The sequence below is a fragment of the Spirosoma sp. 48-14 genome (assembly GCF_001898575.1).
Lineage (GTDB): Bacteria > Bacteroidota > Bacteroidia > Cytophagales > Spirosomataceae > Spirosoma.
In genome coordinates this window covers 94,526-115,005 of sequence record NZ_MKUD01000022.1, presented here as the reverse complement: position 1 = coordinate 115,005, position 20,480 = coordinate 94,526, and the positions used below count along the sequence as shown (strand labels likewise).

The window sequence follows — 20,480 nt, the reverse complement described above, 5'->3', positions numbered from 1 at the left end:
GACGCCATTGCCTCCTGCGCGATCATTGCCGAGCTAACCGCCTATGCCAAAGATCAGGGCAAGAGCCTGTTCGACATGCTGATGGCCATGTACATGGAAAATGGCTTCTATTACGAAGCGTTGGTATCGCTGACGAAGAAAGGTAAATCAGGTGCCGAAGAAATTCAGAAAATGATGGCCGACTTCCGGGCCAACCCTCCAAAATCGATTGCCGGATCGCCTGTCGTACGTGTCGATGATTATAAAGCACTAACACGATTGGATGCACAGTCTGGTGCAACGACGGCCATTGAAGCGGGGAAAATGGGTATTGAATCGTCCAACGTATTACAATTCTTTACCGAAGATGGGACCAAGGTATCAGCTCGTCCGTCGGGTACTGAGCCTAAAATTAAATTTTACGTCAGCGTTCGCGAACCACTGGAAAGCAAAGAGGCCTTCGATGATACTTATGCTCAATTAAAAGCAAAAGTGCAGCGTGTGATTGATGAATTGCAGCTAAACTAGAAAACCCTGCTTTTGTTTTAGTTAAAAAACAGGAGTAATCATATACTAAGCCCGTGCGTTAGCTAGCGCACGGGCTTTTTTGTGCTTTATTTTTAATTTTTTACATAAAAGCAACATAATATAAAACGTCTTACTCTTTATATTTAGGCATAATTACCTATCCAATTTTTCTATACATTTTACTAATTCCAATCAACCCTATGACAAACAATTATTTACGGCAAACATGTCGTACGGTGGTCCTATTTTTATTTAGCTGGCTCCTTTGCATAAGCGTTTATGCTCAGGACCGCAAAATAACGGGCCGCATTACCGACGGAAATGACAACAGCGCAGTCCCCGGAGCGAACGTTGTGGTAAAGGGCACCCAAACGGGCGTGGTCACCGATGCCAATGGACAGTTTTCATTGAATGTAGCCTCGGGCCGCAATGTGCTTACCGTTTCAGCCATTGGATATGTTTCGCAGGATGTAACCATCGGCTCCCGGTCTTCTGTAGACATCACATTGGCTCCCGATATCAAGACTCTGAGTGAAGTGGTTGTAACGGGCTATGGCGCACAGGCCAAACGGGATATTACCGGTGCCGTTGCTACAGTCGATACCAAACAACTATTATCCGTACCATCCACTAACGTAGGCCAGGCTTTACAAGGCCGCGTGGCAGGTGTTCAGGTCGGTAACGAGAACGCCCCCGGTGGTGGCGTAATGGTCCGTATTCGTGGGTTCGGTACCATCAACGACAACTCACCACTTTATGTAGTTGACGGCGTTCCCACAAAAGGTAACCTCAACACGCTGAATCTTAATGACGTTGAGAGTATGCAAATTCTGAAAGATGCTTCGGCAGCCTCTATTTATGGTTCACGGGCTGGTAACGGCGTGGTCATTATCACGACCAAGAAAGGGAAAGCTGGTAAGCCGAAATTCACGTACGACGTGTATTATGGCTCCCAGCGTCATGGCAAACTCCTGGATATGCTCAATACACAGGAGTATGCCCAACTCACCTGGGAGTCCCGTATCAATTCGGGTGTAGTGGGTGCCAATGGCAATCCGGTACACTCACAGTTTGGAAATGGCCCAACGCCCGTAATCCCCGATTTTGTACTGCCCAGTGGTGCTTCGGCTAGCGACCCACGCGTAGCCTTAAACCCGGATGGAACGTATAAGAACTACAACAATGACATTAACTCGCCTAACTTCCTGCTGATCACCAAAGCGAACAAGGTAGGAACAAACTGGCTGGAAGAAATTTTTCAGACTGCTCCTATTCAGAATCACCAGCTAGGTGTATCGGGCGGTAATGAAAACGGACGGTATGCCATGTCGCTAAACTACTTCAACCAGGATGGGATTATGAAGTATACCGGCTACAAACGGTATTCGTTGCGAGCCAATACGGAATTCAACGTCAACAAGCGGGTGCGCGTGGGGCAGAACTTTCAGGTAGCCTATGGCGAGCGTATTGCCCAGGCCAACGGGAATAACGCCGAAAGCAACCCCATTTCATTTGCCTACCGTATTCAGCCCATCATTCCTGTATATGACGTAGCCGGAAATTTTGCCGGTACACGCGGTGGTGATCTTGACAACGCCAACAACCCGGTTGCTCTCCTGTATCGAAACAAAGACAACGTTCAGAAAGAAATTCGTCTGTTCGGCAACGCATTCGCTGAGGTAGACATTCTGCCGAATCTGACGGCCCGTACCAGTTTCGGTATCGACTATAACCTGTACAACTACCGCAACTACATCATCCGAGACATTGAATCAGCGGAAGCCCGTGGATCGAACCAGCTTACCACCAATAACAACTACGAGTGGACCTGGACCTGGTATAACACGCTGACCTACAACCTGTCGCTGGGTGATCGGCACCGTTTCAATGTCATTGCAGGTACGGAATCGATCAAAAACTACTTCGAAACCTTTGATGCAACCCGAACCAACTTCGCTGTCGATGACATTGAGAACCGTTATCTGAGTGCAGGTACGGGCGTTCAGACCAACAACGGGGGTGCCTCTAACTGGCGGCTGGCCTCTGAATTTGCGAAAGTCAACTACGCGCTCGACGATAAGTATCTGATCGATCTGACCATCCGTCGGGACCGATCTTCCCGTTTTGCTCCCGAATATCGGTCGGCGGTATTCCCGGCTGCCAGTGTGGGCTGGCGGGTTTCGAAAGAAAATTTCTTTAAACCTCTTACGTTGGTTGATGATCTGAAATTCCGGGCAGGTCTGGGCCAGACGGGTAACCAGGAAATTGGTAACTATAACTCATTTACGCAGTTCAGCACCAACCCAGCTACATCGTTCTACGACATCAACGGTACCCGTACCTCAGCCGTACCGGGATATGAACTGACGCAGTTCGGTAATGCGAAGGCCAAATGGGAAACCACAACCAGCCTGAACATCGGTTTTGACGCCAGCCTGTTAAAGAATCGCCTGACAGTTAATTTCGACTGGTACACACGTACCACAAGCGATATGCTGTTCCCAGTATCGGCACCACTCACACAAGGGGTAGCTACGAACCCATTCCAGAACATTGGCGAAATGCGCAACCGAGGTATTGACCTCATGATCAACTATGGCGACAAAATCGGCAGCAGTGGCCTAACGTATAACATCGGAGCGAATTTCAGCACCTATCGGAACACGGTCACCAAAACCAACGGCGATCCAAGCACGCAGTACTTCGGCATCAACGACGAACGGATTCAGAACTTCGTTGTGACCCAGCAGAACTATCCAATCGCGTCGTTCTTCGGCTATACCATTGATGGCATTTTCCAGACGAACGAAGAAGCTAAAGCGTACCTCCCTCAATTTGGCGCAACGACAGCGAATAATCCTGAAAATGTGGCTGGTCGTTTCAAGTTCCGGGATGTCAATGGTGATGGTGTCATCAATTCAGGCGATCTGAGTATCATTGGCAACCCCCACCCTAAATTCACGTATGGCCTGAACATCAATCTGAACTACAAAAACTTTGGCCTGACTTTATTTGGCCAGGGCGTGCAGGGGAATCAGATTTTCAACTACGTGAAGTACTGGACAGATTTCCCAACGTTTGCTGGAAATCGCAGTACCCGAATGCTTTATGACTCATGGCGGCCAGGCAAAACCGATGCTATTCTCCCTCAGCTTAGAGCGAGTGATCAGATCAGTATCCTGCCATCGACCTATTACCTGGAAAGCGGCTCATATTTCCGGATGAAAAATATCCAGTTAACCTACCAACTGCCGCAAACGCTGCTAAACAAACTGAAGATGGGTGCTACGTCGGTATATATCCAGGGTCAGAACCTGTTTACGGTTACGAAATACTCTGGTATGGACCCTGAAATCAACCTGCGTAATTATACCGCCGGTAACGACCGTCAGATTGGCGTCGATGGTGGCTCGTATCCAGTCGCCAAAACGATTCTTGTGGGTTTAAATCTGTCGTTCTGATGTCTGATATAGGATGTAAGATATAGGGCGTTCATACACCCTATTTTCTACATCATACATAAAACCATTATCATGAAAAAAATCACCTTATTCATAACCATCTTCTGTCTGGCAGTGGCTACGTCCTGCTCCGACAAATTTCTGGACGTACAACCTAAAGCCGCATTGGCCGTTACGACGCTGCAAAATAAGGTTGGGGTCAATGCGCTATTGATTGGCGTCTATTCGCTGCTGGATGGCTGGGCTACTGCCGAAGGCGCTTATCGTTCCTACAACGTAGGGGCCGACAACTGGGTATACGGCAGTGTAGCCAGCGATGATGCCTACAAAGGAACCATTGCCGGTGACCAGCCTCCTATCTCGCTGATCGAACAGGGTAATAGCCAGTCAGATAACATCTACTTCCGGGGTAAATGGCGGGGTATGTACGACGGAATCGCCCGTGCAAACGACGTTTTACAGGCCCTCACGGCGGTAAAGGATATGACCGATGCGGAAAAAGCACAGGTAACTGCCGAAGCCCGGTTCCTGCGGGGACACTTCCATTTTGAACTCAAAAAGATGTTCAACATGGTACCTTACATCGACGAGAAAATCTACAATCCGAATGACCTGGAGAGCACCAAGGTTCCGAATAACGTCGACATCTGGCCGAACATTGTGGCTGACCTGAAAGCCGCTTACGATGTTTTGCCAACCAAACAGACGTCGGTAGGTCGACCAACTAAATGGGCTGCGGCTGCCGAATTAGGCAAAGCTTACCTGTTCCAGAAAAAATACGCGGAAGCGAAACCCTTGCTCGAAGCCATTGTTGCCAGTGGGCAGTACAAGCTGGTCGATAAGTATCATGATAACTTCAGAGCAGTCACGAACAATAACGCCGAATCGATTTTTGAGGTACAATATTCGGTAAACGATGGGGCTCCGGGTGGCGAAAACGGCAATATCGGTTCCACGCTGAACTACCCCTACGGTGGTGGTGGCGTAACAACCTGCTGCGGCTTCTTCCAACCCTCACAAAATTTAGTCAACTCCTTCAAAACGGACGCTAACGGTTTACCACTGGTCGACTCATTCAATGCTACTGACCTGACCAATGACCAGGGCATCGAATCAACGGCTCCTTTTACGCCTTATGCCGGCACAGTGGATCCTCGCCTGGATCACACAGTCGGTCGGCGGGGTATTCCTTACCTTGATTGGGGGGTTCATCCAGGTAAAGCCTATGTGCGTGATCAGTCATACGGTGGCCCTTATTCACCGAAGAAACACGTCATGTATAAGTCGGATGTTGGGACCAATACCTTCGCTGGTAACCCACGTTTGAATGCCAATAACTACCGTATGATTCGCTACAGCCACGTACTGCTCTGGCTGGCCGAGATCGAAACGGAAATTGGCGATCTGAATAAAGCCCGCGCCTATGTGAACCAGATTCGCCGTAGGGCTGCGAATCCAGATGGGTTTGTCAAAAATGCGGATGGAACTGCTGCCGCCAATTACCTGATTAAAGAATACACAAATGCCTGGACCGATCAGGCTACGGCTCGCAAAGCTGTCCAATTTGAGGAGCGCCTGGAGTTTGGTATGGAAGGCCACCGTCGGTTCGACCTGGTACGCTGGGGCGTAGCTGACCAGACACTCAATGCCTATTACACAGCCGAGGCATCGAAACGGATTTACCTGAAAGGCGTTACGTTCGTAAAAGGCAAGCATGAGTATTTCCCGATTCCTATCCAGGAAATTTTCAACAGTAAAAAAGATGGAAAGGAAACATTAACACAAAACCCAGGCTATTAATGAATCGTAAAGGCGTATAGTCGTAAACCTATATATCCTTCTCTCCAATAAAGTGGCCAATAGGTAATTTTTCCTGTTGGCCACTTTTGTTTCTACAACGTTGCTGGATCAGGCAAAGGGAGAATAACCACGTATGCAGCCTAAAAAATCTGTATCTTTGCGGGCCGTTCCTGTTACATGTTTATGAAACTACACACGACTCAACTCGATCAACTCAGTCAGATAGCCCACAACTTATTGGCTGAGGGACGCGGGCAGTCGGTGTGGCTATTCGAAGGCGACATGGGTGCTGGTAAAACAACGCTTATTAAAGAACTTTGTAGAGCGCTGGGCGTTATCAGCATAGTCCAAAGCCCAACGTTTTCCATCGTAAATGAATACACTACGCATGAAGGTCATTCCGTATATCATTTCGACTGTTATCGACTCCGTAATGAAGTTGAAGCATTAGATATTGGTATTGAGGAATATTTCGATTCAGGTGATTACTGTTTCATTGAATGGCCCGAACGAATTCGCTCGCTCTGGCCAGCAACCTATTATCAGGTCCATCTATCGGTCGATTCAGACGGTCACCGAACCGTGGACGCTACATTGATTGACTAGTTTCGGTATTCAGTTTACAGTATACGACTTACGGTGGCCCAACGCGAAAACCTTTGTTGCGTTAATCCACTATAAACCGCAGACTGTAAACCGTAAACGTTTTACAAGTGACTGGATTTGAGGAATTGGCCAAGCAAACGGCCCTATATCCGAAAGAAGCACTGCAAGCCGTAAAGACCAATCGAAATGGTCTGCTTATTGGCTTGCCTAAAGAAGTATCGCTTCAGGAGAATCGTATTGCGCTTACGCCCGAAGCGGTGGCCATTCTGGTTCGACATGGCCATAACGTCATTGTGGAGCAGGGCGCTGGTGAAAAAGCTAATTTTTCCGACACGGAATACAGCGAAGCCGGTGCGCAGATTGCGCAATCGCCCAAAGAAGTCTATACGGCCAATTTGATCCTGAAAGTTGAGCCACTTATCGACGGTGAGTTCGAATTTATCCAGTCGGGCAGTACGGTCATCTCCGCCCTCAACCTGCCTGCCCATGATCGGTCTTATTTCGAGAAAATCAACGAAAAAAACCTGACCGCTTTTGGATACGAGTATATTGAAGATCAGTCAGGCGGACTACCTGTGATTCGGTCGATGAGCGAAATTGCGGGCAGTACGGTTATGCTCATCGCTGGCGAGTACCTTAGCAATGCGGCCAACGGCCGGGGTATCATCCTCGGCGGTATTACGGGCGTTCCGCCAACAAAAGTGGTGATGCTGGGGGCAGGTACTGTCACAGAATATGCCATTCGAATGGCGCTGGGAATGGGTGCCGAAGTAAAGGTTTTCGACAAGTACCTGTATAAACTTCAGCGGCTCAAATACGCAGTTGGACAGCACGTGTACACTTCCATCATTGCCTCCGACACCCTGGCCGAGGCCGTTCAGCGGGCCGATGTGGTGATTGGTGCCATGCGGGCCGAAGATGGACTAAGTCCGGTAGTGGTGACGGAAGAAATGGTAGGCCGTATGAAACCTGGCTCAGTCATCATCGACGTATCCATCGATCAGGGTGGCAACTTCGAAACCTCACGAATGACAACCCATAAAAATCCTACCTACAAACATATGGGGGTTATTCATTACTGCGTGCCCAACATAGCGGCTAGAGTAGCGCATACGGCCAGTATGGCTCTCAGTAATATATTTTTACCGTTTCTGCTCGAAACCGGCACCACGGGCGGTATTGAGCAGATGATGTACGCGAACCGTTGGTTTATGAAAGGTGTTTATACACACAAGGGAACATTAACAAACGCTTATATCGCCCGTAAGTTCAACATGCGGTTCAAAGATCTGGACCTCCTGCTGGCAGCACGGTTTTAAAAACAGTATTGAGGAATTAGGAGCGAGAGGTGAGCATGCTGGCGCAACAACAAAAAACATGCGCCAGCATGCTCACTTCTCGCTCCTAATTCCTAACTCCTTAAAGAACATGATTAACCACAGCAACGAAAATACGCTACTTGACGATGCTAACTCCTACGATGTGAATCAGGAGTTAATGGGCATAATTTCATCGGATTTTGTTAAAGTGGCCGATCAGTTGAAAGAAGCCTCTTACCAGATTCGAAAACGTGGCTTTTCCGACTATCCCATTTTTGTCGCTTCCCGACGGGAAGTACCTATGGGTCAACTACTGTTCGGTGCTAATGAATTAGACAATCAGTGGAATTACAAAGCCTCATTTCTGGACGAGTTTATCCAACGAGCCCTTATTGGCAGGGAATCTGTCGATTTGTGGAAAGAGAACTACAAAAAGCCTGACGAGTACTGCTGTTTATTCGTGGTACATGGAGACTTTGCAGGCTTCGTTTATATCCCCTACCCAGAGGATTAGCGGTAAAAAACAGACAAAAAGTGAAGCCAAATCAATGTGATTTGGCTTCACTTTTTTCATTACCCTAATAATACTTTTTTTAGAAATAATGCCTTCTGCCAAAAGCGGTATAAAGTCGTATTTTTTCAGTCTTGATCAAGCCACCGAATCATCGTCAGAAAAAACGTGCATCCCCTAAAAACCTGCACAGAAACTACAAAAGGGGTATTTATTGTGAATCAGAATATTTTTTTGTATATTAAGCCAATCTTGTCAAAAGGGATAGGAAAAGACGAAAGAATTTTGTATTTTTACAATCTGTAACATTATACAGAACCATCGAAATTCCTAAACCTTAAACAACAGATTTCTGACATTTTTTCATTCTGATATGACCAACGAATTGATTGAAGCTGATGCTCCTGCAGCGACCACACCCAACAGCAACTATGGTGCCGATAACATCACTGTTTTAGAAGGTCTGGAGGCCGTTCGCAAACGCCCATCTATGTACATCGGCGATGTTGGTATACGGGGCTTACACCACCTGATCTGGGAGGTCGTTGACAACTCGATCGATGAAGCACTGGCAGGTTATTGCGATAAAATCAGCGTAACGATTAATCCCGACAACTCCATTACCGTTCAGGATAATGGTCGGGGAATCCCAACAGGCATCAATACAAAAATGGGCAAGTCGGCCCTCGAAATTGCTATGACCATTCTGCATGCGGGTGGCAAGTTCGACAAAGACACCTATAAAGTCTCGGGAGGTCTGCACGGCGTTGGTGTATCCTGCGTCAATGCGCTCTCAACCGATGTGCGGGTCGAAGTGCATCGCGAAGGCAAGATCTTCGAACAGGAATACAAGATTGGCGTTCCTCAATATGATGTTCGGATCATTGGTGAAGCGTCTGATACGGGCACCAAGACGCACTTCAAACCCGATGCCAGCATTTTCACCGAAACGGTTTATAAATACGATACAGTTGCTGGTCGTCTGCGCGAGCTGGCCTATTTGAACAAAGGCATCCATATTTTCCTCAGCGATTTGCGCGAACTAGATGAAGCAGGTGAGCCAATTCGACAGGATGATTTCTATTCCGAAGGTGGCCTGATCGAGTTTGTTCAGTATCTCGACGAAACCCGTCCTTCGCTCGACGGCATGAAGCCCATCTACATGGAGAGCGATAAAGGCTCTACCCCTGTACAGGTAGCGCTGGTCTACAATTACGAAGCCGGTGAGAATGTGCAGTCGTACGTCAACAACATTAATACCCACGAAGGGGGTACACACGTTCAGGGATTCCGTTCGGCGCTGACCCGCGTTTTGAAAAACTACGCTGATCGCAACGCCGATAAGCTGCCCAAAAATACAGGGAAGGTCCAGTTTAGCGGAGAAGACTTCCGCAAAGGCCTGACCGCCGTTATTTCGGTAAAAGTGCAGGACCCTCAGTTTGAAGGACAGACCAAAACCAAGCTGGGTAACCAGGAGGTAGTGAGTGCGGTTAGCCAGGCAATGGCCGATCTGCTCGAAACCTGGCTGGAAGAGAACCCCAAAACGGCCATTGGCATTGTCAAGAAAGTGCTCGTATCCGCCCAGGCGCGTCTGGCCGCCGAACAGGCGTATAAGCGTATTATGGCCGACCGTAAAGACTTTATGGGCGGTATGGGTCTGCCAGGTAAGCTTGCCGACTGCTCCGATACAGATCCTGAAAAATGTGAGCTTTATCTGGTAGAGGGTGACTCGGCGGGCGGTACTGCCAAACAAGGTCGTAACCGGGCATTTCAGGCCATTCTGCCACTGCGTGGTAAAATCCTGAACGTCGAAAAGGCGCTCGAACATAAGGTATACGAGAACGAAGAGATTAAAAACATCTGGACCGCCCTGGGCGTTCGGCTTGAGAAAAAGGATGACGAAACCATCATGAACCTGGATAAGCTCCGGTATCATAAAATCATCATCATGACTGATGCCGACGTGGATGGTAGCCACATTCGGACGCTGATTCTGACGTTGTTTTATCGCAACATGAAGGCCCTTATCGATAACGGCTACATATACATTGCTCAGCCTCCGCTTTACCTGGTTAAAAAAGGGAAAGAAGAACGGTACTGCTGGACGGAAGCCCAGCGTGAAGCCGCCGTAAAAGAACTAGCTGGTGCAGGTAAAGAAGAAAATGTAGGTGTTCAGCGGTATAAAGGTCTTGGCGAAATGAATGCCGAGCAGCTCTGGAGTACCACAATGAACCCAGATACCCGTACCCTGAAAGTGGTAACGGTTGAATCAGCCGCTGATGCCGACCACGTGTTCTCGACGCTGATGGGCGATGAGGTAGCCCCCCGGCGCGACTTTATCGAACGAAATGCCAAATACGCCCGAGTGGATGTTTAACTGAATAATAACATAGAGCGGGCCTTAAAGCCCGCTTTTTTGTTTTATTTCGGCGTTACTAAGTTAGTTATGAGATTATAGGCATAGAATTCGATGTTCACCTGAGCGTAGAGCCAACCCGTCGACTCGTAATTCATCATGCACCCGTTGAAACTTATAGTCGTATGCGTTATTCATTAAACCCAAACAGAAACATACTAGGCAACTTGGTCTCACGATTTACCCAACGTCAGGCCAAAACCGCAGCCCAGGCAACCGATAAAATGGCGAAAGTCAGTGAAAAAGTAAGCAGCGTAATCGACCAGAGTGACTATCTGAGTCGGGATCTAAGCTGGATAAAATTCAACGAGCGCGTATTGGATCAGGCTCGAAGTACGAACCGTACCTTGATGGAACGCCTGAAGTTTCTGGCCATTTCGGCCTCAAACCTGGATGAATTTTTCATGATTCGGGTGGGGAGTCTGTACAATTATCTTGACTATCACAAACAACGGGTCGACTACTCCGGGCTTCGGGAGGTTCCGTTCCGAAAAGCGCTCTACACAGCTTCCCATCAGTTCTGCCAGGACCAGCAAGCCGTTTTTACCGAACAACTGCTGCCACTCTTCGCTGAAAATGGCCTTCAACTGGCCAACTTCGAGGATCTGAAAGCCGAAGAGAAGGCCGAAGCTACTGGCTACTTCGACCGCACGATCTACCCTACCCTGACCCCCATGCTGTACGACTATACCCACACCTTCCCGGTTCTGCTGGCGAAGGTGCTGATTTTTGGCGTCGTTACACAAAGCCCTGAACATACTACATCGGGGGGGCACCCAGCGGATGACGACGACCGGCAGCGGCTGTCATTTGTGCAGATTCCTGCCAACTTACCCCGCTTCCTGTCGTTTGAACGTGAGGATATAACACTGTTCGTACCGATTGAAGAAATCGTTCGCCAGAATATAAAGAAGCTCTATCGAAACATCGAAATTCTATCGGTCAATCTGTTCCGTATCACGCGTAACGGCGATTTCACACTTGATGAAAATGATGATGACGAAGTTGATTTTCTGGATGAAGTACGTCAGAAAATCAAAAACCGACGCCTTGGCCGTGTTACACGGGTCGAAGTAGAAGCGGATGGCATTACTGAGGAAAGTGAAACCTGGATGCTGAACCTGCTAAAAAAACGGTGGGAAATTGATGATCTGAATATTTTCGAATCGGCAAGCTTGCTCGATTTTTCGGCCTTCTGGCAGATTATTGGTCACCCGGATTTTAAGGATGACATGCCCCGTCCGCACGCGCCGGTGCCTCCACTGGGGTTAACACGAGAAAAAACGGATAACATTTTTGAGCAGATCAAACAGCGCGATTTACTGCTTCATCACCCATATAACAACTTTGAGCCTGTGCTGCAACTGCTTGAACAGGCTGCCGAAGACCCAAACGTACTGGCCATTAAAATTACAGTCTACCGTCTGGCCAAGCGATCGCGTATTACCGAAGCCTTGCTAAAAGCGGCCGAAAATGGTAAACACGTGTCGGTTCTATTTGAGGTGAAAGCTCGTTTCGATGAGGAAAATAACATCCGTGAAGCCCAGCGGCTACAGAAAGCAGGCTGTTTTGTAATTTATGGCATTAGCCGGTACAAAACCCATACCAAGCTGTTATTGGTAGTCCGAAGCGAGGGAACGCGTGTGGTACGCTATGCACACATGGCAAGTGGCAACTACAACGAAGACACGTCTAAACTCTACACCGACATTGGGCTGCTGACCACCGACGAAATTTACACGCACGATATCTCTGAGTTTTTTAACGTTATTACAGGTCATTCGCTGCCCAACGAATACCAGTATCTGATCACCGCTCCCCGCGATATGCGGGATCAGTTGGTACGGCTCATTCGCCAGGAAGCCACCAATGCCCAGCACGGGCTAGCGAGTGGGATTTGCATAAAAGTAAATTCGCTGGAAGATAAACAGGTCATTGATGAACTCTACAAAGCCTCACAGGCAGGCGTCCCTATTCGCCTGATTGTGAGGAGCATCTGCTGCCTGCGCCCACAACGTCCGGGTTTAAGCGATAACATTCGCGTCCGGTCCATAGTAGGTGATTTTCTGGAACACACCCGGGTCTATTATTTTCACAACAATGGCGACCCTAAGATCTATGGTGGAAGCGCTGACGTTATGGTACGCAGCTTCGATCGACGAATTGAGTCGTTATTCTATCTGGCAGATACCCGTGTGAAGCAGTTAGCCATGCTGATTCTACAGTATAATCTGCTTGACAATGTTAACGCGTACGAACTAAAAGAAGACGGCGACTTCCAGAAATGCGAAGTTCCGGCCGGTGAAGAACCGTTCAATATGCACGAGCGCTTTTTTGAGGTAACCGAAAAAGAAACCATGGCAATTCGGCTGTTTGATGAGGAGATTAAACCGGCCGAGGTAGCTAAAATTGAAGAAGAATATCAGGAAGGTGCCGAGCGTGCCATAGCAGATATTTAGTGGAAAGTAGTTAGGAGCGAGGAGTGAGAATGCTGACGCATTAAAAAATAGCCGTCAGCATTCTCACTCCTCGCTTCTCGCTCCTAACTACTTTTTCCCTATCTTAGCTCACCTAACTGTAACTATGATTTTACTGAATGGAGCGCTTTACTGGACTGATTGGCGTCGTCTTGATCCTGGGCATTGCATATGCACTTTCTGATAACCGAAAAGCTATTAATTTCCGAACCGTAGGTGTAGGTCTCGCCTTACAATTTGGCCTTGCTGTTTTTGTCTTGAAAACGCCAGTTGGGCAACAGGTTTTCCAGACCGTTGGGCATTTCGTAGAACGCCTTTTAGGGAAGGCAGCCAAAGGAGCCGAGTTTGTTTTTGCCCCACTCGTGAACCCCGCTGCCCTGACTAAAGCGTTTGGCCCAGGCAATAACTTCATCTTCTTCTTCTCCATTATTCCGACCATCATTTTCGTAGCCGTACTGGTAAACATCCTTTATCACTTGGGCATCATGCAGCGCATAGTTGCGATTATGGCCCGAGCTATGAAATGGCTAATGGGAGTCAGTGGAGCCGAGGCATTATCGAACGTTGCCAGCACTTTTGTTGGTCAGGTAGAAGCTCAGATCATGATTAAGCCCTATCTGAATGGTATGACGAATTCCGAACTGCTGGCTAGTATGACCGGGTCTTTTGCCTGTATTGCGGGTGGTGTACTGGCGGTCTATATTTCCTTAGGCGTACCTGGCCCTTACCTCCTGGCGGCCAGCATCATGGCGGCACCGGGAGCCTTGGTAATCAGTAAGATTGTTATGCCTGAAACACAGGTTTCAGAGACACAGGGAACCGTAAAAGTAGAGATCAAGAAGATACACGCAAACTTATTGGATGCTATTGCAGCAGGTGCCAGTGAGGGCTTGAAAGTAGGCTTCAATGTGGTAGCTATGCTGATTGGCTTTATTGCCCTGATCGCCCTGCTCGATACAATTCTGTTCAAGATTGGGTTTTACCTGATAGGCATCGACTACCTGAGTCTTAATTTCCTGCTGGGTAAAGTATTCTCTATTTTTGCGTGGGCGATGGGCGTACCGGGTAAAGATGTACAAACGGCTGGCGCCCTGATGGGCACCAAAATGGTGGTAAACGAGTTTGTTGCCTACCTGGACATGGTAAAAATCAAACAAACGCTCGACCCAAAAACGATTGCCATCGTCAGCTTTGCTCTATGTGGATTTGCCAATTTTAGCTCGATTGCCATTCAGGTCGGAGGTATTGGCGAGTTGGCCCCAAAACGGCGAAGCGATCTGGCCCGTATCGGATTCAAAGCCTTGATCTGTGGTACGCTGGCCAGTTATATGTCAGCCACATTAGCTGGCCTACTCCTGTAATCAGACCGTGTCAAGAATAAATCAGGTTAATCTATACCTGACGATAGTAACTGAAAAAGCCCTGTCCTGAACTAGGATACAGGGCTTTTTTATGGATTACTATTTTTTCTTTCCATCGTTCAATCCTACCTTCGACGTACGCGTTTTCAGACTATCATAACCCTTAGGCAACCCATGATTCACACAAAACTAATTCCACGTACACCAGAGGCCAATGAACCACCTCTTTTAATAAAATCACTGCTGGCCCAGTCGGCCAAGTATGAGCCACAACGCGAAATCGTTTACCGGGATTTATTTCGAATCAATTATACTCAGTTTAACCAGCGGGTTCGCCAATTGGCGAATGCGTTAACGAAACTGGGCATAAAACCAGGCGATACGGTAGCCGTACTGGACTGGGATAGCCATCGGTATCTGGAATGTTTCTTTGGCGTAACGAGCCTCGGTGCGATTCTGCATACGGTCAATATTCGGTTGTCGCCTGCGCAGATTCTATATACCATGAATCACGCGGAAGATAAAGCGGTGTTGATTCATGAAGACTTCCTTCCCATTCTGAACGCCATCAAAGGTCAGCTACAAACGGTTGATACCTACGTTGTTCTTAGCGATAAAGTGTATAACAACGCTACCGAAACGCAACCGCTTCCCGAACTACCCGAAGGGTTTGCGGGCGAATACGAAGCATTGTTGAAAGAAGCATCTACCGAGTACGATTTCCCGGACTTTGACGAAAATACCTGGGCAACGACATTCTATACAACAGGAACGACTGGTAATCCAAAAGGCGTTTATTTCTCCCACAGGCAGCTATTTATGCATACAATGGGACTGCTGACCTACCTGATCGGCTACGAAGCGCTCCCGTTTAAGTCTCGAAATGATGTATACATGCCCATAACGCCGATGTTTCATGTGCATGCCTGGGGTTTTCCGTTCCTGGCCACATTGATGTCGGCGAAACAGGTATATCCGGGTAAATATGAACCTGAGATGCTGTGCAGACTGATTGTTACCGAAGGCGTAACCCTCTCTCACTGTGTACCAACCATTCTGACTATGCTCGTCGGCAGTCCAGCGGCCCAGAAATTCCGCGAGAACCTCAGCCGCTGGAGCGTATTAATTGGCGGTTCGGCCCTTACCAAAGGCTTAGCCAAAGCCGCTATGGAACTGGGCATCAATATTCTGGCGGGGTACGGCATGTCTGAAACAGCTCCTATTCTTACTGTCGTTTACCTCAATGATTCCGAACGAACGCTACCGCTTGATGAACAGATTGACTTACGGGTACGGGCAGGAAGAATTGCTCCTTTTGTTGAGGCACGACTGATGGACGATGAAGGGAACTTTGTGCCCCACGATGGTCATTCATTGGGCGAAATTGTGGTACGAACTCCCTGGACTACGCAAGGTTACTACAACGATCAAGAGCGGGGTGCCGAGCTTTGGAGAGGTGGCTGGCTTCATACAGGTGATGTAGCCAGTATCACGCCCGATAACTGGGTGATGATTGCGGATCGGACCAAGGACGTTATCAAAACTGGTGGAGAATGGGTTTCATCATTGGATATGGAAAATGAACTCTCGCAGATAGAAGGCGTAGCCGAATCAGCCGTGGTTGGCTTACCGGATGATCGCTGGGGGGAGCGGCCCTATGCGCTTATCGTCCAAAAGCCGGGCTTTACTCTCTCCACTGAGAGTATACGGGCAAGTCTACAAACGAAAGTTGACCGAGGTGAACTGCACAAATGGTACGTACCTGATCGGATCGTTTTTGTACCTGAAATTCCAAAGACCAGTGTCGGTAAAATTGACAAAAAGCGAATTCGATCCGAGATGAAAGAACAACTTTTAGGGTCTTGACAGCAGTTTAACAATAGTAGCCCGGACGGCCGCATCCGGGTTTTATCACAATACTTTTACCCGGACGCGGCCGTCCAGGCTACTGCTATGACGCGAATTGGTCTTTTATCCGATACACACAGCTACCTTGATCCGCAGATTTTCACTCATTTTGCCGATTGTGATGAAATTTGGCATGCAGGCGACGTAGGTATTTTGACAGTGGCTCAAGAGCTTCGCGATTTCCGGCCATTGCGTATTGTATCGGGTAATATCGACCAGGAATCCGTAGACTTACCCGCCAATCAACGATTTACGCTGGAAGGACTTAACATCTGGATAACGCACATTGGCGGTGCACCACCCAAATACAATCCACTAGTACGTCCGCAATTGCTGGCTAATCCACCCGATATTTTTGTCTGTGGCCATTCGCACATTCTTAAGGTAGCTCGTGACCCCACTATGAACAAACTGCTCTACATCAATCCTGGAGCGGCAGGCAAAACAGGATTTCATACCATGCGAACGGCTGTCCGCTTTACGCTTAATGCCAGGCAGATTCAGGACATGCAAGTAATCGAATTAGGTAAAAAGTAACGCGGGTGGAAACCCGCGATTGGTAAACAGCCTGAGATGTTTTGTACCAATCGCGGGTTTCCACCCGCGTTACTTTTTACTATTTTTTAAATGGGCAATGATTCAGGCTCGGTCTCAGCTGGTTTCGACTCTTTACCGATTTCTTCTTTTACCTCTTCTGCTATGCCCTTGTTCTTGTAGGCCTGGTAAACCGTTTCCCGCTCAAATGGTCGCTTGCCAATCAAACGAACGAGATCGTTTTGATATAGAATTTCTTTTTCAAGCAACTCTTTGGCAATCACTTCCAACGCTTCCCGCTTGTCGGTCAGCAAACCTTTGGTACGGGTATAAGCCTCATCAACAATTTTCCGAACTTCTTCGTCGATATGTTTGGCGGTCTCTTCAGAGTATGGCTTATTAAACGCGTAATCAGATTGCTTTGAATCGTAGAACGACACATTACCAATTTTATCGTTCATGCCATACATAGTTACCATACTGTAAGCCAGTTTGGTAATTCGTTCCAGATCGCTTAAAGCCCCTGTCGACACTTTACCAAAGATTAGATCTTCGGCGGCACGACCACCCAACGCCATACACATTTCGTCCATGAGCTGCTCTGTACGGTACAGATACTGTTCACGAGGGAGGTACTGCGCATAGCCCAGGGCCGCTACACCGCGCGGCACGATCGTCACTTTTACGAGCGGATCGGCATGTTCGAGGAACCAGCCTGCCACAGCGTGGCCTGCTTCATGATAAGCAACAATCTCTTTCTCTTCGGGCGAAATGATTTTATTCTTTTTCTCCAGCCCGCCAATCACCCGGTCCATAGCGTCCTGGAAGTCTTTCATATCGACAGCTTCCTTATCGCTACGAGCAGCAATCAGAGCGGCTTCGTTACAAACGTTGGCAATTTCAGCACCGGCAAACCCTGGCGTTTGAGCGGCCAGTTCTTTCGGATCAACATCAGCAGCCAGTTTGATTGGCTTCAGGTGCACCCGAAAAATTGCTTCACGTCCGATGATATCTGGCTTATCGATGCTAATCTGACGGTCGAAACGACCGGGACGCTGCAAAGCTGAATCCAAAACATCAGGACGGTTGGTAGCTGCCAGAATAATGATACCTGAGTCGGTGGCAAAACCATCCATTTCCACCAGCAACGAGTTAAGTGTGTTCTCACGTTCGTCGTTGGCACCTGGCATTGATCCCCGTCCACGTGAACGGCCCACCGCATCGATTTCGTCAATGAAAATAATACAGGGAGCTTTTTCTTTCGCCTGTTTGAACAAGTCACGTACACGAGCGGCACCTACCCCTACAAACATTTCAACGAAATCGGAACCCGACAGTGAGAAGAAGGGAACGCCTGCTTCACCAGCTACAGCTTTTGCCAACAAGGTTTTACCCGTACCAGGAGGGCCAATCAACAACGCTCCTTTAGGAATTTTAGCGCCAAGCTTGGTAAACTTGGTCGGATTCTTCAGATAATCAACGATCTCCTTGATTTCTTCCTTCGCTTCATCCAGACCAGCTACATCATTGAAGGTAATTTTGACCTTGTTATCGGCATCGAACAAAGCGGCTTTCGACTTACCAATGTTGAAAATCTGCCCGCCAGGGCCACCGGCGCCCGACATACGTCCGAGCAGGAAGTACATCGCCAGGATCATCACAATCAGGAAGCCCCAGGTACTGATGATACTTCCAAAGTCACTGCGCTGTTCGAAGCGGTAGTCTACCTTTTCATTATCAGGGACGCCCTGCTGCATAGCATCCAGATCCTTCTTAAAGGTTTCGCCGGATGCGATCTGAAATTGAAAATGAGGACCTCTGTTCGACCCAAAATAAGGTTTGTCCGCAAACAGGTTTCGGTATTTGGGGCTTTGCGCTGCCTGCGGGGTAAGGGTTACCTCCGCAATTTTGTCATTAACCACAACAACCTCAGCCACTTCGTGCTCCTTCACCATCCGCTCAAACCGCTTCTGTGTCGTTTCCTGCGTTGATGAGCTTTTGTTAAAGAACGTAATGCCAAGGATGGCGGCAATTAGCAAAGCAACAATCCAACCCTGAAAATTGGGCTTACGTGGCCCACCACGGGGTACTAACGGATTTCTATTATTGTTTTCTGCCATTTTTTCAGGTTATACAAAACGGATTTCAAAAAGTAACACCGTTTTACAAGTGAATGTTTCTTTAGTATTTCGGTTGGGACAGACGGTTAAACAAAACGATAAACGGCCTAAAATCAGGAATCCTTATTTGACACAGACTTTTAAGGTTATGATGCTGGAGTCAGTTCGTTATCTTCCACTAAATGAATCTCGGCATCACCCCATAACTGTTCCAGGTCGTAAAAAGCACGACGGTCTTTTTTAAAGACGTGGGCCACTACATCGACGTAATCCAGCAAAATCCATTCCCGGTTCATTTTCCCCTCTTTATGCCAGGGGTCTTGTTTGCTGGCTTTGTACACTTCCTCTTCTATTGACGTTGAGATAGCATCAATCTGCGTATCAGAATTACCCGAACAAATTACAAAGTAATCACAGATAGCATTTTTAACGTTACGAAGGTCCATAACAACGATGTCCTGCGCTTTCTTTTCCTGCATCCCCCGAACAACGAAGTCACGAATTTGCTCAGCGGTAAACTCTTTATTGTTGTTTATTCTCATGCTTTCGGTTTAACATTGCCACACTAATCAGCGGGTACTTTATTTAAAAGGCAATCTGCCCGAAGCACCATTCATTAGCTTAACTACTAAACTATACAATATTTTGTACAAAATCTATCCCAAAACGCTTTTTCTTGGACAAATAATCCAATATCTGCCAAGCTGTCAGTCTACCAACGACGAAGCGTCTGCTTTGATTGCCCATTCCGACCCCGCAGAAGGGACTCTCGTCATAACTGATAATCAGACTGCCGGGCGCGGACAGCGTGGTAATCAATGGGAAGCCAAGTCAGGACAAAATCTAACCGTTTCGGCTATCCTACGGCCCAATTTTTTATTAGCCAGCGAACAGTTCTGGTTAAATATCGCCCTTTCGCTCGGCATTTATGACACGCTGCAACCGCTGCTTGGCGACGCCCTGCGAATCAAATGGCCTAACGATATATACGTAGGCAATCAGAAGTTGGGTGGTATACTGATTGAAAATATTTTACACGGCTACAACCTTGCGTGGTCGATTGTCGGGATGGGGCTCAATATTAACCAAACTCGGTTTGGTTATACCACTGCCACATCCCTCCAATTGCAGTCTCCATTACCCAATGCGTATGATCTGCCGGGTCTACTTAGCCGACTTTGCGAAACGCTGGAACAACGCTACATACAACTGCGTTCAGGCCAGCGTGATGTATTAAAGATCAATTACTTACAAATCCTCTACCGGTATCAGGAAGAATACTCCTTTGAAAGCGAAGGCCAACTATTTCTTGGGACGATCGTTGGCGTTGACACCACTGGCCGTCTGGCCATAGCTATAGATGGACAAGTAAGGTATTTCGGGTTCAAGGAAGTAAGTTTTGTGATATAAGCGATAAAGTGATGTATGATCTAGGATGTATGATGTAATTAACTCTAGTC

At 47.8% G+C, this 20,480-nt stretch carries 13 protein-coding genes and 1 pseudogene; 12 read left to right on the top strand and 2 right to left on the bottom strand.

Annotation, left to right across the window (positions count from 1 at the left end):
• From BGO59_RS13375 to BGO59_RS13325, 11 genes and pseudogenes are all read left to right on the top strand, one after another.
• Positions 1 to 507 (top strand): annotated as a pseudogene (locus tag BGO59_RS13375) (phospho-sugar mutase); the annotation flags it as partial.
• Positions 508 to 707: 200 nt separating this feature from the next.
• Complete coding sequence (locus BGO59_RS13370; protein ID WP_293684115.1) at positions 708 to 3,968, top strand: TonB-dependent receptor; 3,261 nt, start codon at positions 708 to 710, stop codon at positions 3,966 to 3,968.
• Positions 3,969 to 4,040: 72 nt separating this feature from the next.
• Entirely contained in the window at positions 4,041 to 5,768 is a 1,728-nt protein-coding gene (locus tag BGO59_RS13365) for a RagB/SusD family nutrient uptake outer membrane protein (protein WP_293684114.1), read from the top strand.
• Between the two features lie 183 nt (positions 5,769 to 5,951).
• Positions 5,952 to 6,374 carry a tRNA (adenosine(37)-N6)-threonylcarbamoyltransferase complex ATPase subunit type 1 TsaE gene (gene tsaE / locus BGO59_RS13360; RefSeq protein ID WP_293684113.1) on the top strand — a complete coding sequence of 141 codons (423 nt, stop codon included), beginning with the start codon at positions 5,952 to 5,954 and terminating at the stop codon, positions 6,372 to 6,374.
• Between the two features lie 107 nt (positions 6,375 to 6,481).
• A complete protein-coding gene (locus BGO59_RS13355) occupies positions 6,482 to 7,693 on the top strand; it encodes an alanine dehydrogenase (protein WP_293684112.1) in 1,212 nt (403 codons plus the stop codon).
• 109 nt (positions 7,694 to 7,802) lie between these two features.
• Positions 7,803 to 8,207 (top strand): hypothetical protein, encoded by a 405-nt coding sequence (locus BGO59_RS13350; protein WP_293684285.1) that lies wholly within the window; start codon positions 7,803 to 7,805, stop codon positions 8,205 to 8,207.
• 370 nt (positions 8,208 to 8,577) lie between these two features.
• Complete coding sequence (gene gyrB, locus BGO59_RS13345) at positions 8,578 to 10,581, top strand: DNA topoisomerase (ATP-hydrolyzing) subunit B (protein WP_293684111.1); 2,004 nt, start codon at positions 8,578 to 8,580, stop codon at positions 10,579 to 10,581.
• A 164-nt stretch (positions 10,582 to 10,745) separates the two neighbouring features.
• Positions 10,746 to 13,079, top strand: coding sequence for a polyphosphate kinase 1 (ppk1, locus tag BGO59_RS13340; protein ID WP_293684110.1), 2,334 nt, complete (start codon positions 10,746 to 10,748; stop codon positions 13,077 to 13,079).
• Between the two features lie 137 nt (positions 13,080 to 13,216).
• Positions 13,217 to 14,458 (top strand): nucleoside transporter C-terminal domain-containing protein, encoded by a 1,242-nt coding sequence (locus tag BGO59_RS13335; protein ID WP_293684109.1) that lies wholly within the window; start codon positions 13,217 to 13,219, stop codon positions 14,456 to 14,458.
• Between the two features lie 174 nt (positions 14,459 to 14,632).
• The gene (locus tag BGO59_RS13330) at positions 14,633 to 16,324 is read left to right on the top strand and encodes a fatty acid--CoA ligase (protein ID WP_293684108.1); all 1,692 of its coding nucleotides are present in this window, start codon (positions 14,633 to 14,635) and stop codon (positions 16,322 to 16,324) included.
• A gap of 87 nt (positions 16,325 to 16,411) precedes the next feature.
• Positions 16,412 to 16,903: a metallophosphoesterase family protein gene (locus tag BGO59_RS13325; protein WP_293684107.1), complete on the top strand. Its 492-nt coding sequence runs from the start codon at positions 16,412 to 16,414 to the stop codon at positions 16,901 to 16,903.
• Positions 16,904 to 16,989: 86 nt separating this feature from the next.
• Here the strand turns inward: BGO59_RS13325 and ftsH are convergent, their stop codons facing one another.
• Together ftsH and rsfS are read right to left on the bottom strand one after the other, a co-directional pair.
• Positions 16,990 to 19,020, bottom strand: coding sequence for an ATP-dependent zinc metalloprotease FtsH (ftsH, locus tag BGO59_RS13320; protein WP_293684106.1), 2,031 nt, complete (start codon positions 19,018 to 19,020; stop codon positions 16,990 to 16,992).
• A 146-nt stretch (positions 19,021 to 19,166) separates the two neighbouring features.
• Complete coding sequence (rsfS, locus tag BGO59_RS13315) at positions 19,167 to 19,562, bottom strand: ribosome silencing factor (RefSeq protein WP_293684105.1); 396 nt, start codon at positions 19,560 to 19,562, stop codon at positions 19,167 to 19,169.
• A 103-nt stretch (positions 19,563 to 19,665) separates the two neighbouring features.
• Here rsfS and BGO59_RS13310 point away from each other — a divergent pair, with 103 nt between their 5' ends.
• Positions 19,666 to 20,430, top strand: a complete 765-nt coding sequence (locus BGO59_RS13310; protein WP_293684104.1) for a biotin--[acetyl-CoA-carboxylase] ligase — start codon at positions 19,666 to 19,668, stop codon at positions 20,428 to 20,430.
• The last annotated feature ends 50 nt before the right edge of the window (positions 20,431 to 20,480 follow it).

Bases quoted from the DNA above. Each gene is read 5' to 3' on its own strand.
- BGO59_RS13370 (WP_293684115.1), top strand. From the start codon at position 708: ATGACAAACAATTATTTACGGCAAACATGTCGTACGGTGGTCCTATTT.
- BGO59_RS13365 (WP_293684114.1), top strand. From the start codon at position 4,041: ATGAAAAAAATCACCTTATTCATAACCATCTTCTGTCTGGCAGTGGCT.
- tsaE (WP_293684113.1), top strand. From the start codon at position 5,952: ATGAAACTACACACGACTCAACTCGATCAACTCAGTCAGATAGCCCAC.
- BGO59_RS13350 (WP_293684285.1), top strand. From the start codon at position 7,803: ATGATTAACCACAGCAACGAAAATACGCTACTTGACGATGCTAACTCC.
- gyrB (WP_293684111.1), top strand. From the start codon at position 8,578: ATGACCAACGAATTGATTGAAGCTGATGCTCCTGCAGCGACCACACCC.
- ppk1 (WP_293684110.1), top strand. From the start codon at position 10,746: ATGCGTTATTCATTAAACCCAAACAGAAACATACTAGGCAACTTGGTC.
- BGO59_RS13335 (WP_293684109.1), top strand. From the start codon at position 13,217: ATGGAGCGCTTTACTGGACTGATTGGCGTCGTCTTGATCCTGGGCATT.
- BGO59_RS13330 (WP_293684108.1), top strand. From the start codon at position 14,633: ATGATTCACACAAAACTAATTCCACGTACACCAGAGGCCAATGAACCA.
- BGO59_RS13325 (WP_293684107.1), top strand. From the start codon at position 16,412: ATGACGCGAATTGGTCTTTTATCCGATACACACAGCTACCTTGATCCG.
- ftsH (WP_293684106.1), bottom strand. From the start codon at position 19,020: ATGGCAGAAAACAATAATAGAAATCCGTTAGTACCCCGTGGTGGGCCA.
- rsfS (WP_293684105.1), bottom strand. From the start codon at position 19,562: ATGAGAATAAACAACAATAAAGAGTTTACCGCTGAGCAAATTCGTGAC.